General features: G+C 73.7%; 17 protein-coding genes. 5 read left to right on the top strand and 12 right to left on the bottom strand.

Going from position 1 to position 16,018, the window contains the following annotated elements; all coding sequences use genetic code 11:
* The first annotated feature begins 54 nt into the window (after window positions 1–54).
* The gene (gene soxR / locus ACFV9H_RS07040; protein WP_385394396.1) at window positions 55–498 is read left to right on the top strand and encodes a redox-sensitive transcriptional activator SoxR; all 444 of its coding nucleotides are present in this window, start codon (window positions 55–57) and stop codon (window positions 496–498) included.
* Here soxR and ACFV9H_RS07035 read toward each other — a convergent pair.
* The 4 genes from ACFV9H_RS07035 to ACFV9H_RS07020 all read right to left on the bottom strand — a co-directional run bounded on the left by ACFV9H_RS07035 (window position 479) and on the right by ACFV9H_RS07020 (window position 4,793).
* Window positions 479–1,231, bottom strand: coding sequence for a 3-keto-5-aminohexanoate cleavage protein (locus tag ACFV9H_RS07035; protein ID WP_385394394.1), 753 nt, complete (start codon window positions 1,229–1,231; stop codon window positions 479–481). The genes soxR and ACFV9H_RS07035 overlap by 20 nt on opposite strands.
* A 209-nt stretch (window positions 1,232–1,440) precedes the next feature.
* Window positions 1,441–2,043 carry a hypothetical protein gene (locus tag ACFV9H_RS07030; protein ID WP_385394391.1) on the bottom strand — a complete coding sequence of 201 codons (603 nt, stop codon included), beginning with the start codon at window positions 2,041–2,043 and terminating at the stop codon, window positions 1,441–1,443.
* Between the two features lie 100 nt (window positions 2,044–2,143).
* Window positions 2,144–3,442: a serine-threonine protein kinase gene (locus ACFV9H_RS07025; protein WP_385394388.1), complete on the bottom strand. Its 1,299-nt coding sequence runs from the start codon at window positions 3,440–3,442 to the stop codon at window positions 2,144–2,146.
* 91 nt (window positions 3,443–3,533) lie between these two features.
* Window positions 3,534–4,793 carry an exo-beta-N-acetylmuramidase NamZ domain-containing protein gene (locus tag ACFV9H_RS07020; RefSeq protein WP_385394386.1) on the bottom strand — a complete coding sequence of 420 codons (1,260 nt, stop codon included), beginning with the start codon at window positions 4,791–4,793 and terminating at the stop codon, window positions 3,534–3,536.
* Between the two features lie 98 nt (window positions 4,794–4,891).
* Here ACFV9H_RS07020 and ACFV9H_RS07015 point away from each other — a divergent pair, with 98 nt between their 5' ends.
* The 3 genes from ACFV9H_RS07015 to ACFV9H_RS07005 are packed head-to-tail and all read left to right on the top strand — an operon-like array spanning window position 4,892 to window position 8,031.
* Entirely contained in the window at window positions 4,892–5,656 is a 765-nt protein-coding gene (locus ACFV9H_RS07015) for an SDR family oxidoreductase (RefSeq protein ID WP_385394384.1), read from the top strand.
* Window positions 5,641–7,374: a class I adenylate-forming enzyme family protein gene (locus ACFV9H_RS07010; RefSeq protein WP_385394381.1), complete on the top strand. Its 1,734-nt coding sequence runs from the start codon at window positions 5,641–5,643 to the stop codon at window positions 7,372–7,374. The genes ACFV9H_RS07015 and ACFV9H_RS07010 overlap by 16 nt, the downstream gene beginning before the upstream one ends.
* A 48-nt stretch (window positions 7,375–7,422) precedes the next feature.
* Window positions 7,423–8,031, top strand: coding sequence for a TetR/AcrR family transcriptional regulator (locus ACFV9H_RS07005; RefSeq protein WP_385394379.1), 609 nt, complete (start codon window positions 7,423–7,425; stop codon window positions 8,029–8,031).
* Window positions 8,032–8,427: 396 nt separating this feature from the next.
* Here ACFV9H_RS07005 and ACFV9H_RS07000 read toward each other — a convergent pair whose 3' ends face one another.
* The 7 genes from ACFV9H_RS07000 to ACFV9H_RS06970 form a co-directional block, all read right to left on the bottom strand.
* Window positions 8,428–9,642 carry an acyl-CoA dehydrogenase family protein gene (locus tag ACFV9H_RS07000; RefSeq protein ID WP_385394377.1) on the bottom strand — a complete coding sequence of 405 codons (1,215 nt, stop codon included), beginning with the start codon at window positions 9,640–9,642 and terminating at the stop codon, window positions 8,428–8,430.
* A gap of 13 nt (window positions 9,643–9,655) precedes the next feature.
* Window positions 9,656–10,699 carry a phosphotransferase family protein gene (locus tag ACFV9H_RS06995; RefSeq protein ID WP_385394375.1) on the bottom strand — a complete coding sequence of 348 codons (1,044 nt, stop codon included), beginning with the start codon at window positions 10,697–10,699 and terminating at the stop codon, window positions 9,656–9,658.
* A gap of 149 nt (window positions 10,700–10,848) precedes the next feature.
* Window positions 10,849–11,760 carry an MBL fold metallo-hydrolase gene (locus ACFV9H_RS06990; RefSeq protein ID WP_385394372.1) on the bottom strand — a complete coding sequence of 304 codons (912 nt, stop codon included), beginning with the start codon at window positions 11,758–11,760 and terminating at the stop codon, window positions 10,849–10,851.
* 140 nt (window positions 11,761–11,900) lie between these two features.
* Window positions 11,901–12,197, bottom strand: a complete 297-nt coding sequence (locus ACFV9H_RS06985) for a hypothetical protein (protein WP_385394370.1) — start codon at window positions 12,195–12,197, stop codon at window positions 11,901–11,903.
* Window positions 12,198–12,293: 96 nt separating this feature from the next.
* Entirely contained in the window at window positions 12,294–12,611 is a 318-nt protein-coding gene (locus tag ACFV9H_RS06980; protein ID WP_385394368.1) for a DUF202 domain-containing protein, read from the bottom strand.
* 4 nt (window positions 12,612–12,615) lie between these two features.
* On the bottom strand, window positions 12,616–13,014 hold the full coding sequence (locus tag ACFV9H_RS06975) for a YidH family protein (RefSeq protein WP_385394366.1): 399 nt from the start codon (window positions 13,012–13,014) through the stop codon (window positions 12,616–12,618).
* Between the two features lie 9 nt (window positions 13,015–13,023).
* Window positions 13,024–13,554, bottom strand: coding sequence for an NUDIX domain-containing protein (locus ACFV9H_RS06970; RefSeq protein WP_385394365.1), 531 nt, complete (start codon window positions 13,552–13,554; stop codon window positions 13,024–13,026).
* Between the two features lie 76 nt (window positions 13,555–13,630).
* On the opposite strand from ACFV9H_RS06970, the gene ACFV9H_RS06965 reads away from it, so the two are divergent.
* Entirely contained in the window at window positions 13,631–15,286 is a 1,656-nt protein-coding gene (locus ACFV9H_RS06965) for an FAD-binding dehydrogenase (protein ID WP_385394362.1), read from the top strand.
* A gap of 152 nt (window positions 15,287–15,438) precedes the next feature.
* Here the strand turns inward: ACFV9H_RS06965 and ACFV9H_RS06960 are convergent, their stop codons facing one another.
* Window positions 15,439–15,870: an ASCH domain-containing protein gene (locus ACFV9H_RS06960; RefSeq protein WP_385394360.1), complete on the bottom strand. Its 432-nt coding sequence runs from the start codon at window positions 15,868–15,870 to the stop codon at window positions 15,439–15,441.
* Between the last annotated feature and the right edge of the window lie 148 nt (window positions 15,871–16,018).

Genomic DNA, 16,018 nt, shown 5'->3' with positions numbered 1-16,018 from the left:
GCATGCTGGGGCTCGTATGTGTATGTCAACGGACCTCCGACTACCCTCGGCCGGGTGCCGCAGATTCCCGAGAACGTCCACGAACTCACCGTCGGCCAGCTGTCCGCCCGTAGTGGCGCGGCCGTCTCCGCGCTCCACTTCTACGAGGCCAAGGGCCTGATCAGCAGCCGCCGCACCGCCGGAAACCAGCGCCGCTACACCCGAGACGCCCTGCGCCGGGTCGCCTTCGTGCGCGCCGCCCAGCGCGTGGGCATCCCGCTCGCCAGCATCCGTGACGCACTGGCGCAACTCCCCGAGGAACGCACCCCCAACCGCGAGGACTGGGCCCGGCTATCGGAGGCCTGGCGCAAGGAGCTCGACGAGCGGATCAGTCGACTCGGCCGCCTGCGCGACCATCTGACGGACTGCATCGGATGCGGCTGCCTGTCGATGGAGACCTGCGCGCTGTCCAATCCGGACGACTTCATCGGCGAACGGGTCACCGGCTCCCGGCTGTAGCCGCTGCCGCCGCCTTCCGTACCGCCTCCCGCGCCGCCGCCACCAGTTCGGCGTTCGACCGTGCCCGCCGCCCGTCCGGCAGGTGCAGTACGTCCCCCACGCCGGTCCGCGCGCTCGTCCCGCACCGCGCGGCCAGCCGCAGCACCGGCCACGCGGCCGCCTCCCGCCCGAACAGCAACACCGCGACCGGAGGCAGTCCGCGCAACCCGGCCACCAGGGCCGGATCGGCCGAGGCGAGCTCGGCCACGAGCCGGACCCGGCCCGGTTCGCGCACCGGCCAGGCCAGGAACCGAGCCATCGGATCCGGCCCGGCCGGGCCGCCCAGCGGCACCACCGCGTCCACCGCCACCCCTCGCCCCAGCAGCGCCCGCGCCAGCTCCTCGGCCCCCGGCTCCGCGAAGTGCACGGCCGCCCGGTCCGGCAGCACCGTCCACGAGCGCACCCGCTCCAGCCGCCCAGCCGGATCGGGCTCGGCCCCGACGCTCACCGACACCGCGAGGGGTACGCCGACCCCCGCGCCCCGCAGCGCCTCCAGCAGCGGCCCGACCACCCGGGGCGACAGGCTCTCCCGCCCGCACGGGGTGCGCGGGTGGACCAGCACCTCCCCGGCCCCCGCGGCGACCGCCGCCACAGCCGAGTCGGCCAGATCCGCCGGGGACATGGGCACGGCCGGGCCGTCGGCGGCGCTCCGGGCACCGTTCAGCGAAGCCGACAGCACCGGCCCCGGCCTCACGCGGCCCCCGCCGGGCAACGGCGCCGGCTTCACGCGGCTCCCGCCGGGCATCGGCGCCGGCCCCACGCAGCCCCAGCCCGCAACCGCGCCGCCCCCGCCGCCAACGGAGCCGCCCTCATGCGGCCCCACCGCCACCGGCGTCGCCCTCATGCGCCCCCGTCGCCACCGGAGCCGGCCTCACGCAGCCCCTGCCGCCACCGGCGTCGCCCTCACGCCGCCCCCGCCCGCACCGAAGCCGAGGGGGCCTCCGCCAGGGCCGGTCTGGGCACCACGATCCCGCAGCCCGCGCACACCGGTCCGTCCCACGCCCACGCTCCTTCCCAGGCGCCGACCGCCCGGCCCCGGAGCGCAGCCGGCCACCGCAGCTCGCTCTCCCCGCAGACCGGGCACCCCGTCCCCGGCTCCGACTCCAGCGCGTTCACCAGCCGCCGCAGCACCTCACCCAGCGTCCCCTCGGGCCGTACCCCCGGATCCGCGCACCGCACCACCGCGTCCCCGCTGCCGCCCCACGCCCACTCCGGCCGGCGCAGCCCGTGGTGCTTCTCCCGGCGCCGCCGCTCCGCGAACTGCCGCTCGTACTCCAGCCACACCGCCCGCGCGTCCTCCAGCTCCTCCAACGCGGCCACCAGCCGCAGCGGATCGGCCCCCCGGTCCTCGGGGGCGATCCCGTGCCGGTCGCACAGGTGCCACCACGTGGCCCGGTGCCCGTACGGAGCGAATCGCTCCAGGCAGCGGCGCAGCGAATGGCGCCGCAGGGCCCGGTCGTTGCGCGCGTCGCGCACCTGGTAGGCCAGACTCCGGAAACCCGCCATCACACCTTCACCTCCACCTGCGCCGACGTGCCCAACATGCCCTGCCCGCGGCAGGCGCATGCGGGGCGGACGAGGCGTGCGGGTGGCACATGGCCGGAACTCAGCGCCCCATGCGCCCCGCGGAGACCACGAGTTCGGCCAGTTCGGCGTGGCAGATGTCGCTGTGCGCCCCCGACGGAGCCCCGCCGCGCCGCACCACGGACCCGGCGTCCACACTGACACATCCCGATGCCGGCACCCCCTCGCGAAGCGCCGCGTCCAGCCCCAGTCGCGGCGCGCCCGGCACCGCCTGCACCCCGTCGTGGCCGATGGCGCCCCACCGCTCGTCGAAACCGAGCAGACCGGCCGAATCCCGGGCCATCCGCGAGGCCAGCGGGTAGAACACCTTCAGGGCCGAGTCGTGCGGGGAATGGCAGGCGACCACCGGTCCGTCGACCCGGCGCTGCAGGCCGCGCAGGGCGCCCCCGTGCCCCTTGTCGTGCGGCAACCGGTCGCAGAACGCGTAGTGGGAGAAGGCGCCCTGGAGCAGCGTCAGCGATTTGGTGTACCGCGCCCCGTCCGGCACCGCGCACAGCGAGAAGGAGACCAGGCGGGCCCCGAAGCTGTGCCCGATCAAGTGGATCCGCAGGGCGGGGCGGCGCGCCGCCAGCTCCGCCAGTACGGGGCCCAGGCCGCGCTCGCCGACCACCCCGGCCCGCTTCTTCATCTGGTAGTACGAGGCCTGCCGCAGCAGTTCCTTCGCGCCGCCCCACAGGCCGCGCAGCCCGCCGCCGACGGCGAGGCCCCGCTCGTCCCCGCCGAAGCCGTCCACGGGCGGGGCGCCCGCCTCGACCAGCGCGAGGGCGAGCCTCCGGCACACCTCCACGACCTCCTCCGTGAAGAGGGCGGGAACCTCCGGAGCCGCCGCCGCGGACAGCCCGTCCACCCCGGCCAGCCGCCGTACGAGCGCACCGAATTCGGCGAAGGCGGCCTCCGACTCGGGTCGCTCCTCCAGCAGTTCCGCCGCCCGGTCCAGTTCCGGCTCGCGGCCCGGCCAGAACTCCCCGAGGGCACGCCGCGTGGCGGGGTCGAGCGCCGCGCCGAAGCCGGGCTCCGCGAGCGCGCCCGGCGAGTCGAAGTCCGGTATCGGCTCGTCCGCGAACCGGATCGAAGGCCATACGACCCCCACGTACCCCAGCCGTACCCCCGGCCCCACCAGACCCGGGAAGGGGGCGAAGAACCGGTCGTAGAGCCGGGTCGAGGTGGAGCGATCGCTGTTCCAGCCGTGCGCGAAGACCAGCAGGTCCGTGGCCTCCATCCGCTCCACCGGCCCGTACGTGGCCCGGTCCACGTCCCCTTCGGAGTCGAAGGTCAGTTCCGCGTACGGCCCGACGCCGATCCCGGCCACGCTCTCCGCCATGAGGTCCCCCTCCATTCCGTGCACCCGTGCATCCCGTGGAGCCAGCATCCTGCGGCCGCCCCCGCCCGGCCAGACCCGCGACGCCACCGGCTCACCCGTAGAGCAGGTACTCCCCGCGCGCCGCCTCGAACCGCGCCAGCCCCGCCGCCCAGTCGCCCGCGATCTCCTCCACCCCGGCCCCCGCGTCCACCATCGTCCGCACCCGGTCCGAGCCGGTCAGCCGGTCGATCCAGTGGTCCGCGCGCCAGCCGAAGCCGCTCCACACCCGGCGCGCGGTCACCAGCAGCCCGATCCCGGCCCGGACCGGCTCGAAGGCCTCCCGGTCGTGCACGATCAGCCGGACCCCGCCGCACACCTTCCCCACGTGCTTGGAGAACGTCGGGGTGAAGTACGCCTCCCGGAACCACACCCCCGGCAACCCCAGCGCGTTCGCCGCCTCCGCCCACCGTCGGTCGATCCCCTCCGCGCCCACCACCTCGAAGGGCGTGGTCGTCCCGCGTCCTTCGGAGAGGTTCGTCCCCTCGAACAGACAGGTGCCGGCGTACGCGAGGGCCGTGTCCGGGGTCGGCATGTTCGGGCTCGGCGGCACCCAGGGCAGCCCGGTCTCCCCGAAGAACGACTCCCGGCGCCAGCCGGTCATCGCCACCGTCCGCAGCCTGACCGGATCGGCCGCCAGGAACTCCCCGTTGAACAGCCGCGCCAGCTCGGCCGCCGTCATCCCGTGCGCGAGCGCGATCGGCTCCCGGCCGACGAAGCTCGCGTACGGCCGTTCCAACACGGGCCCCGCCGCCCGCCGACCGCCCACCGGATTGGGCCGGTCCAGCACCACCATCGTCTTGCCGGCGAGGGCGGCCGCGCGCATGCAGTCGTACAGGGTCCAGATGTAGGTGTAGAAGCGCGCGCCGACGTCCTGGATGTCGAAGACGACGGCGTCCACCCCGGCCGTCGTGAACACGTCCGCGAGCCGCTGCCCGCTCTTGTCGTACGTGTCGTACACCGGCAGCCCGGTCGCCGGATCGCGCCCGGCTCCCTCCGAACCGCCCGCCTGGGCCGTCCCCCGGAACCCGTGCTCGGGCCCGAACACCGCGACGAGGTCCACCCGTTCGTCCGCGTGCAGTACGTCGACCAGGTGGCGGGCGTCGGCGGTGATCCCGGTGGGATTGGTGACCACCCCCACCTTCTGCCCGGCCAGCTCCGCGTACCCGTCCGCGGCGAGCCGCTCGAAACCGGTGCGCACGCGCTCCGCACTGGGCGCCGCCGCACCGATCGCGGCCGCACCGATCGTCCCCACGGCTCCCGCCGTCCCCACCGTCCCCGCCAGTCCCAGCAACCCCCGTCGCGACAGACTCATCGGGCCACGCTAGGCGTCGTCCCCCTTCCGCCTCGACATACCGACTGGTTAGTCTGCCCGGGACCGGCAGTCGAGATCCGTCCCCGAAGGGTGATCCCGTGAGCGCGTACCAGGACCAGCGAGTCGTCGTCACCGGAGCGGGCGGCGGCATCGGAGCCGCCCTCGCCCACCGTTTCGCGTCCGAGGGCGCCACCGTGGTGGTCAACGACCTCGACCCCGCCAAGGCCGCCGCGGTGGCCGGCGCGATCGGCGCCCGGGCGATCGCGGTACCCGGCGACGCCTCGGCGATCGTCGCCGAAGCCCGGGAGGCACTGGGCGGGACGGTCGACATCTACTGCGCCAACGCCGGACTCGCCTCCGGCGGCGACGCCTTCGCCGACGAAGCCGTCTGGGAGGCGGCCTGGGACACCAACGTCATGGCACACGTCCGCGCCGCCCGGCTGCTGCTGCCCCACTGGCTGGAGCGGGGCAGCGGCCGCTTCGTGTCCACCGTCTCGGCAGCGGGGCTGCTGACCATGATCGGAGCGGCCCCGTACAGTGTCACCAAGCACGGTGCGCTCGCCTTCGCCGAATGGCTCTCGCTGACCTACCGCCACCGCGGTGTCCAGGTCCACGCCATCTGCCCGCAGGGAGTGCGCACCGACATGTTGACCGCCGCGGGCTCGGCGGGCGATCTCGTCCTCGCGCCGACCGCGATCGAGCCGGACGCGGTCGCGGACGCGCTGTTCGACGGCATGGAGAAGGGCCGGTTCTTGATCCTCCCGCACCCCGAGGTGGCGGACTACTACGCGGCCCGCGCCACCGACCCGGATCACTGGCTGAGCGGTATGAACCACCTCCAGCGGAAATGGGAAGCCAGGTGAGCTCCCGCTACGCGGCCAAACCCTGGCTCGGGCTGCTCAGCCCGGCGCAGCGCGCCCCCCTCGCGCCACCGCCCACCGTGCTGCACGCCTTCCGGGAAGCCGTCGCCCGGGCCCCCGAGCGCACCGCATTGGCCTACTTCGACGGCCGGATCGGCTACGCGCAGGCCGACGCGCTATCCGACTCGGTCGCCGGCCACCTCGCTGCGCGGGGCATCCGCCGAGGGGACCGGGTCGCGGTCATGCTCCAGAACACCCCGCACTTCGTGCTCGCCGTCCTCGGCGCCTGGAAGGCCGGGGCGGTGGTCGTCCCGCTCAACCCGATGTACAAGTCCGGCGAGGTCGGGCACATCCTGCGCGACTCGGGCGCGGGCGCCGTGGTCTGCGAGGGCGGGGCGTGGGAGGCGTACGTGGGGGAGGCGGTGCGGGGGACCGGTGTGCGGGTCGTGCTGACCGCGCGGGACCAGGACTTCCAGACCCGGAACGACCCCAGGGTCTTCCCCGGCCCGGCCGCCGGCCCCGGTTCCCGCTGCGCGGAGCCGGCGGCGCCAGGGGCGGGGGTGCCTCGGACGCCGGGGTCGGCCGAGGCGCCGGCGGCGCTGGACCTGCTCACCGTGGCCCGCCAGGGCCACCCCGTGCCGCCCGACCCGCTGCTCACCGCCGCCGACACCGCCCTCATCAGCTACACCTCCGGCACCAGCGGCACCCCCAAGGGCGCGATGAACCCGCACGGCGCGCTCACCCACAACGCCGTGCGCCAGGTCACCGGCCACCCCATCCCCGAGGGCGCCACCTACTTCGCCCTCGCGCCCCTCTTCCACATCACCGGCATGGTGTGCGAGCTCTCCGCCTGCTTCGCCAACGCCGGCACCCTCGCGCTCGCCCACCGCTTCGAAGCCGGAGCCGTCCTCGACGCCTTCCTCGAACACCGCCCCGCCTACACCGTCGGCCCCGCCACCGCATTCATGGCCCTGGCCGCCCACCCCGGAGTCACCCGGGACCACTTCGCCTCCTTCCAGGTGATCTCCTCCGGCGGCGCCCCCCTCCCGCCCGCGCTCGTGGGCCGCCTGCGCGGCGCCTTCGGGTTCTACCTCCGCAACGGCTACGGCCTCACGGAGACCACCGCCGCCTCCGCCTCCGTGCCCACGCACCTCGAAGCCCCCGTCGACCCGGCCTCCGGCACCCTCTCCGTGGGCCTGCCCGGCGCCGACACCGTCGTCCGCGTCCTGGACGAGCAGGGCGCGGAGGTCCCCTTCGGCGAGACCGGGGAGATAGCCGTCCGCGGCCCCCAGGTCGTGCCCGGCTACTGGGGCCTGCCCGCCGAGACGGCGGAGGCCTTCCCCGAGGGAGAGCTGCGCACCGGCGACGTCGGGTTCATGGACGCGGACGGCTGGCTCTACGTCGTCGACCGCAAGAAGGACATGATCAACGCCTCCGGTTTCAAGGTCTGGCCGCGCGAGGTCGAGGACGTGCTCTACACCCACCCCGCCGTCCGCGAGGCGGCCGTGGTCGGCGTCCCGGACGCGTACCGCGGGGAGAGCGTGAAGGCGTACGTGAGCCTGCGCCCAGGGGCCTCGGTCGAACCGGGGGAACTGTCCGCCCACTGCGCCGCGCGGCTGGCCGCGTACAAGTACCCGCGCCAGGTGGAGATCCTGCCTGTCCTTCCGAAGACGACCAGTGGCAAGATCCTGCGACGGGAACTGCGCGACCGCCACGGCTGAAAAGAGTCGGTCGGTCGTACGAAGGACAGCGAAGGGAAGGTCAGCGCCATGGCGGCTGCCAAGACCACGGAGCCCGAGGGCACGCACGAAGCACCGGTACCGCAGCGGCTGCTGGCCGTCGCCACGCGGCTGTTCGCCGAGCGCGGCTACGACCGTACGTCGGTCCAGGAGATCGTCGAGGCGGCCGGGGTCACCAAGGGCGCGCTGTACCACTACTTCGGGTCGAAGGACGACCTGCTGCACGAGGTGTACGCGCGCATGCTGCGCCTCCAGCAGCAGCGGCTCGACGCGGTGGCCGAATCCGACGCGCCGGTCGAGGAGCGGCTGCGGGCGGCGGCCGCCGACGTGGTGGTCACCACCATCGAGAACCTCGACGACGCGATGATCTTCTTCCGGTCGATGCACCAGCTCAGCCCGGAGAAGTTCAAGCAGGTCCGCGCGGAGCGCCGGCGCTACCACGAGCGCTTCCGGGCCCTGGTGGAGGAGGGCCAGCGCACGGGCGTGTTCTCCACCGCCACGCCCGCCGACCTGGTGGTGGACTACCACTTCGGCTCCGTGCACCACCTGTCCACCTGGTACCGGGCGGACGGTCCGCTCACGCCGCAGCAGGTCGCCGATCACCTCGCGGACCTGCTGCTGCGCGCGCTGCGTCCCTGAGGCCAGCCCAGCGGGAGGACCTCGCGGCCCTCACCCGGTGGCTTCACTTAGCCCGCGTTCCGACGGGGACGGGTGGGTGCCGGGGCCTCCCCGCAGGGCGCCGAACCGGGCCACCCTCGGCCCTCCGACCCCTGGAAACGTTCGGCGCCCGCCCGGCCCCGGCGGAACCCCCTGCGTGGGCCGCCGCGCGGAGCCGTCCCCTGCCCGCCCTTCCACCGTTCCCAGGGGCTCCGCCCCGGACCCCGCGCCTCGAACGCCGGCGAGGCCGGGTGGGTGCGCCGCAAACGTCGGCGAGGTGTTTGAGGGGCTGGGGGTACCCCCAGTGGTAGCCGGGGAGGGTCCGGGGGCAGCGCCCCCGGCAGCCGCGCCGCACGGGCCGCCGCCCCCCGCCGGAGGCTACTGGTACCGCTTCAGTTCCCGCCGGGCCAGTGAGCGCTGGTGTACCTCGTCCGGGCCGTCGGCCAGTCGCAGGGTGCGGGCGGCCGCCCACAGTTCGGCCAGCGGGAAGTCCTGACTCACCCCGCCCGCGCCGTGCAGCTGTACCGCGTCGTCCAGGATCCGCACCACCGCCCGCGGGGTCGCGATCTTGATGGCCTGGATCTCGGTGTGCGCGCCCCGGTTGCCGGCCGTGTCCATCAGCCAGGCCGTCTTCAGCACCAGCAGCCGCAACTGCTCCACCGTCACCCGGGCGTCCGCGATCCAGTTCTGGACGACGCCCTGCGCGGCCAGCGGCTTGCCGAAGGCCGTACGCTCCACCGCGCGCCGGCACATCAACTCGATGGCCCGCTCCGCCATGCCGATCAGCCGCATGCAGTGGTGGATGCGGCCCGGGCCGAGCCGCGCCTGGGCGATGGCGAAGCCGGTGCCCTCCTCGCCGATCAGGTTCGCCGCCGGGACCCGCGCCCCGTCGAACACCACCTCGGCGTGGCCGCCGTGGTCGTGGTCCTCGTACCCGTACACCGTCATGGCCCGGCGCACCTCGACCCCCGGGGTGTCCCGCGGGACCAGGATCATCGACTGCTGGCGGCGCGGATCGGCGCCCTCCGGGTCGGTCTTGCCCATCACGATGAAGATCTTGCAGTCCGGGTTCATCGCCCCGGAGATGAACCACTTGCGGCCGGTGACCACGTAGTCGCCGCCGTCGCGCTCGATCCGCGTCTCGACGTTCGTCGCGTCCGAGGAGGCCACCTCGGGCTCGGTCATCGCGAAGGCGGAGCGGATCTCCCCGTTCAGCAGCGGCTCCAGCCACTGCTTCTTCTGCTCCTCGTTCCCGAACTGCGCGAGCAGCTCCATGTTCCCGGTGTCCGGAGCCGCGCAGTTGGTCGCCATCGGCGCCAGGTGCGGACTGCGGCCGGTGATCTCGGCGAGCGGCGCGTACTGGAGGTTGGTCAGCCCGGCGCCGTACTCCTCATCGGGCAGGAAGAGGTTCCACAGGCCCTGACGGCGCGCCTCGGCCTTCAGTTCACCGAACACGGCCGGGGTGTCCCAGGGCGAGGCCAGCCGCGCGCGCTGCTCGGCGGCGACGGGCTCCGCCGGGTAGACGTACTCCTCCATGAACGCGAGCAGCCGCTCGCGGAGTTCCTCGGTCCGGGCGTCGAATGCGAAGTCCATGCTGATCGGCTCCTCAGCCTTCCTGGAGGGTGGTCAGTCCGTGCTCGATGAAGACGGGCACCAGCTCGCCGATCCGGTCGAAGCCCGCCCCGACGGTCTGCCCGAGCGTGTAGCGGTAGTGGATGCCTTCGAGGATCACCGCGAGCTTGAACCAGGCGAACGCCGTGTACCAGGCGATGGCACCGGTGTCCCGGCCGGAGCGGGCGGCGTACCGCTCGATCAGCTCGGCGGGCGTCGGATGCCCAGGCGCCCCGCTCGTCGTGCTGACCGGAGATTCCGTCAGCCCCAGGTCCGAGCTGTACATCACCAGCAGTCCGAGATCGGTCAGCGGATCCCCGAGCGTGGACATCTCCCAGTCCAGTACCGCCCGGATCGTGTCGTCCGGCCCGCCGATCAGTACGTTGTCCAGCCGGAAGTCCCCGTGCACCACGGTCGGCGCGGGGGAGTCGGGCAGCGCCCGGCCGAGCGAGGTGTGCAGCTCGTCGATCCCGGCGAGCTCCCGTCCCCGCGAGGCCGCGAGCTGCTTGCCCCAGCGGCGCAGCTGCCGGTCGAGGAAGCCCTCCGGTCGGCCGAAGTCGCCCAGACCCACCGACTCCGGGTCCACCGCGTGCAGCTCGACCAGGGTGTCCACCAGGCCCAGCACCGCCCGCCGGGTGCGCTCCGGCCCGATCGCGGCGAGCTGTCCCGCCGTCCGGTACGGCACCCCGTCCACGTACTCCATCACGTAGAACGGCGCCCCGAGCACGGACTCGTCCTCACACAGCAGCACCGTCCCGGGCACCGGCACGGCCGTGCCGTGCAGCGCCGCGATGACCCGGTGCTCGCGCCGCATGTCGTGCGCGGTGGCCAGCACGTGCCCGAGCGGGGGCCGGCGCACCACCCAGCGGGCGGTCCCGTCCGTGACCTCGTACGTGAGGTTCGAGCGGCCGCCTTCGATCAGTCGGCCGCGCAGCGCCCCGGCCACCAGTCCCGGGCGCTCCTGGTCGAGATGGCCGCGCAGCCGCTCCAGGTCCAGGCCTCGCGGATCGGCCTCGGCCGAGGCTGGGGCTGAGCTCATGGTGCGCACCTCCGTGCGGGGGTTGACGTCAGGTCTTCGGTGTTCGGTGTTCGGTTGTTCGGGCGTTCGCCGTTCGGGGCCCATCATGCCGACCAGTCGGTATGCCGTCCAGAGTGCGGCCGAAGGAAGTGCTCCCCCGGCCCGCCCGATCAGGCGTGGCAGAGGATCGGCGCCCCGCCGTTCATCACCGTCATGTCCCTGAGCACGGCCGGGATGTCCAGCGGGACGCCCTCCGGCTCCCCGGCCAGTTCGGCGTACGCCCGGTGCAGGTTCGCCACCAGCCGCTCGCTCTCCCGCCAGCCGGCGAACTCGCCGAGGTCGGCCTGTCGGGCCGCCTCCAGCGGGGTCAGCCCCTTGTCCCGGCCCTCCCGGGCCAGCTCGGCCACGTACCGCAGGTAGCGCTCCGTGGACTCGTACGCCGAAGGGTCGGTCAGCGGGCCGTGCCCCGGCACCACCGTCTCCGCGTCCAGCGAGCGCAGCAGCTCCAGCGCCCGCAGCGAGCCGGCCAGGGAGCCCATCGCCAGGAACGGGGTCCCCTCGGCGAAGACCAGGTCACCGGTGAACACCACCCGCTGCCGGGGCAGCCACACGATCGAGTCCCCGGTGGTGTGCGCGACGCCGGGGTGGACGATCCGCACCTCCGTCTCGCCGACGTGCAGGGTCGTCCGGTCGCTGTACGTCAGGTCGGGCGCGGTGATGGCTATCGCGCCGAAGTCCGTCGCGGGCCAGATCATCTCCAGCTGGTGCCCGGCGGCGAGCTGCTCGGCCCGCGCGTTGTCGTGTCCGAGTATCAGCGCGTCGGGCGCGAACAGGCTGTTGCCGTACGTGTGGTCGCCGTGGTGGTGGGTGTTCACCACGGTGCGGGGGAGCGGCACCCCGGCCGACACGACCGCCTCGCGCAGGGCCAGGGCACGGCGCTCGGTGGCGGCGGTGTCGACGAGGAGGGTGCGGCCGCCGTCGCTCACGAAACCGGCGTTGTTGAGGCACCAGCCGCCGTCCGGCTGCACGTAGGCGTACACACCCGGCGCGGGCTGGACGAGGTACGGAGCGTCGACGGTCATCTGCGGTCTCCCCGGGGCGCGTTGACAGACGTCACGCATCCTGCCGGCAGCCGCCGCGCCGGGGGAGGGCGGGTACCGCTCCCGACCGTCCGCCAGGTCGGTACCCCTCGGTGTCCCTCGGTGTCCCTCAGGCCCCTCGGTCAGTGGTCGTCGTAGTGGCCGTCGGGCTCCGCGTGCCGGTGGCCGTCGTGCAGGTAGTCGACGTGGTCCCCGTGCCGCACCGCCTCGTGCCCGCAGTCCGCGCCGTGCGCGTGGGCGTGGCCTTCGTGGGTGTTGTGGCCCGTGGTCTCGCACTCGTCCCAGTGCCCGGAATGCTCCCGGTGCAGGTGACCGTCGTGCGCGTAGTCGACGTGGTCGCCGTGCGAGACCGCTTGGTGGCCGCAGCCCGCGCCGTGCGTGTGCTCGTGCGTGGCGTGTTCCTGGTGCATGGTCGTCATGGCGCCGAGGCTAGTGCGGATCATCCCGTATCGCCCGTTGTGTCGCAGTGACGCGGAAGAAGCCGGATGATCGGACCGGCACACACGGGAAGCGTCCTAGACGATCACGGCCATCGCGAAGACCGCGAGCGCCACCGTGCACGCCACCGCCGCCAGTGCCGCCCGCGGTGCGAGCGTCCGCGGCCGGTCCGTCGCCAGCGCCCGGATCCGCCGGTGCGCCACCCACAGGAACAGCAGCCAGACGAGCGCGATCACCGCCGCCCCCGCCAACTCGGCCGGTGCGCCGGCCCCGCGCAGCGCCTGCCGCAGGGCCAGCACGACCACGACGGACGAGGCCAGGGTCGTACGCCGCCACGCGAGCCGGGTCCGCTCCGGCTGGAGACCCGCGTCGCGCCCCTCGCCGTACGCGCTCACGCACTCACCGCCCCGACGTCCAGCCCAGCAGCACGACCACCACCATCGCCACCGCCACCAGCCCCACGCCCACGCTCAGCACCACGGGGAACCGCGACAGCGGCAGGTCCTCGCCCCGCCGCATCGCCCGCTCGCACCGCACCCAGTGGTTCACCGCCCGCAGGGCGCACGCCGCGCCCACCGCCAGCAGCGTGAAGGCCATCCCGATCCGCACCCCCCACCGCAGGTCAGGCAGGAACTGGTCCACCGCGAAACCGCCGCCCACCAGGGCCAGCGCGGTACGGATCCAGGCCAGGAAGGTCCGTTCGTTGGCCAGGGAGAAGCGGTAGTCGGGGGTCTCGCCCTCGTCCCTCAGCCGCGATGGTGCGAACCAGAGGCGCACGTCCTTGACGAAGTCGATCACCCGCCCAATCTACTGGGGGAGCCCCCGGAACTCCCGCAGCCGCCGGTACGCCTCCAGCCCGTCCGGCACCCAGAGCCACTCGCCGTCCTCGACCCGCCGGTCCAGCTCCTCCCGCGAGAGGTACGTGTGCCAGTCCACCTCCGAGACCTGCGGGGACACCGGCAGCTCGCAGCGCACCTCGTGCACGTACGACCACCAGGCCCCGCCCGGGCCCTCGTAGAGGAACTTGAACAGCGGCTCCGGCCGCGGCAGTCCGTGGACGCCCAGCTCCTCCTCGGCCTCGCGGAGCGCGGCCTCCTCGTAGCTCTCGCCGGCGCCCAGCACCCCGCCCACGAACATGTCGTAGTACGAGGGGAAGACGAGCTTCGAGGCGGTCCGCCGGTGCACGAAGACCCGGCCCTCCGCGTCCGTCGCCTGCACGAACACACAGCGGTGGATCAGCCCTCGCGCGTACACCTCGCCGCGCGGGGCCTGCCCGACGACCCGGTCGTCCCGGTCCACCACGTCCAGTACTTCATCAGCTGCGCTCACACGGGTCATCCAACCACCGCTGTTGACTGGTTACCGCTCCGTAGCCAAGGATCTGCCCCACCACCGACGGAGGACGGGTACACGCATGACGTACGACGCAGACGTGATCGTGATCGGAGCCGGGCTCGCGGGCCTCGCGGCAACCGCGGAGCTCGTCGACGCGGGCCGCAAGGTCATCCTGCTCGACCAGGAGCCGGAGCAGTCCATCGGGGGCCAGGCGCACTGGTCCTTCGGCGGCCTCTTCTTCGTGGACTCGCCCGAACAGCGCCGGATGCGGATCAAGGACAACCGCGACCTCGCCCTCCAGGACTGGAAGGGCACCGCCGGCTTCGACCGCGAGGAGGACGTCTGGGCCCGCCGCTGGGCCGAGGCGTACGTGGACTTCGCGGCCGGCGAGAAGCGCCCCTGGCTGCACGCCCAGGGCGTCCGCTTCTTCCCCGTCGTCGGCTGGGCGGAGCGCGGCGGCTACGACGCCAACGGCCACGGGAACTCCGTCCCGCGCTTCCACATCACCTGGGGCACCGGCCCCGGCCTGGTCGAGCCCTTCGAGCGCCGGGTCCGGGCCGGAGTGGCCCGCGGCCTGGTCCGCCTGAAGTTCCGCCACCGGGTCACCGGCCTGTCCCGTACCGCCGGCGCGCTGGACACCGTGACCGGCGAGATCCTGGAACCCTCCACCGCCGTACGGGGCGCCGCGAGCAGCCGCGAGACCGCCGGGTCCTTCTCCCTCAGGGCCCAGGCCGTGATCGTGACCAGCGGTGGCATCGGCGGCAACCACGACCTCGTACGCGCCCAGTGGCCCGCCCGGCTCGGCACCCCGCCGGCCCGGATGCTCTCCGGGGTCCCGGCGCACGTGGACGGCCTGATGCTCGGCATCGCCGAGGCGGCGGGCGCCAGTCACGTCAACAAGGACCGGATGTGGCACTACACCGAGGGCATCGAGAACTGGAACCCGATCTGGGCCCGGCACGGCATCCGCATCCTGCCCGGCCCGTCCTCCCTCTGGCTGGACGCGACCGGCAAGCGGCTGCCCGTACCGCTCTTCCCGGGCTTCGACACCCTCGGCACCCTCGACCACATCATGAAGACCGGCCACGACCACACCTGGTTCGTCCTCAACCAGCGCATCATCGGCAAGGAGTTCGGTCTCTCCGGCTCAGAACAGAACCCCGACCTGACCGGGAAGTCGGTCCGCGACGTCATCGACCGCGCCCGCCAGGCCGTCCCCGGCCCGGTCAAGGCCTTCATGGACAACGGCGCCGACTTCGTCGTCGAGCGGGACCTGTCGGCCCTGGTGCGCGGGATGAACGCGGTGACCAAGGAGGACCTCCTCGACGAGGCCACCGTGCGCGACCAGATCGTGGCCCGCGACCGGGAGATCGCCAACCCGTTCACCAAGGACCTCCAGGTCATGTCGATCCACGGAGCCCGCAAGTACCTGGGCGACAAGCTGATCCGCACGGCCGCCCCGCACCGCATCCTGGACCCCAAGGCCGGCCCGCTGATCGCCGTGAGGCTCTCGATCCTGACCCGCAAGTCCCTGGGCGGCCTGCAGACCGACCTCTCCTCGCGCGTCCTGACCGGGGCCGGCGAACCGCTCCCCGGCCTCTACGCGGCGGGCGAGGCGGCCGGGTTCGGCGGCGGCGGGGTGCACGGCTACCGGGCCCTGGAAGGTACCTTCCTCGGCGGGTGCCTGTTCTCGGGCCGGGCGGCGGGCCGCGCCGCGGCGCGGGCCACCGCCTGACCATCCCCCGCCCGCGGGGCCATGGCCCGCCCCGTGTCCCGAGTGGCGGGGGCCCGGCCCCGGTGGCGCCCCGGGCTGCTGCCCGCAGCCTGGGCGCCGGTGCCCGCGAGCGGGGCCGTGCCGTGCCCGCGGCAGCGGATTCGGCCCCCTGCTCAGTGCCCGGCGGGCGTCTCCACGAGGCGGAAGCGTTCCGTCACGACCGGCGTGTCGTCGTTGACCGTGAACCCGGGGTCGCCGAGGAACGCGCGCGACTGCGCGCCGTGCCAGAACTCCTCGTGCGAGGCACGCCATTCGGCCACCGAGGCGTACCCCTCGCCCTCGGCCAGTGCGTGCCCCAGGTCCACCTCGCCGAGACTCAGTACCCGTACGTCCGTCACCTCCAGGACCGCCACGGGGCACTCGGCGGAGTCCACCAGGGCCGTTCGCTGCCCCACCTCGGGAAGCGGCTCGTCCTCCATTTGGTACGCCGCGAGCAGCCCCGTCGTGGCGGTCTTCGCCCCGCTCAGCACGGCTGCGACCAGCTTGTCGCGCAGCGGCCCGGGGAAGCCCAGCTCGTACGGCGGGAGATCGTCGAAGTTCGTCATGGGCCCACCCTACGACCGGGCGGTACGGACGTCCCCGAACCGGCACAACCACCCCAACTCGCACCACCGTCACAGCAGTTGAAACCCGCCACGCGGTGGACTGGACCTTGACGCGGAGCTGGGCCTACCGCTTTGCTGTGCGTGATCA

Source organism: Streptomyces sp. NPDC059874 (assembly GCF_042731135.1).
Lineage (GTDB): Bacteria > Actinomycetota > Actinomycetes > Streptomycetales > Streptomycetaceae > Streptomyces.
Note: the sequence above shows the minus strand (reverse complement) of the source record. Positions and strands in the feature narration are given on the sequence as shown.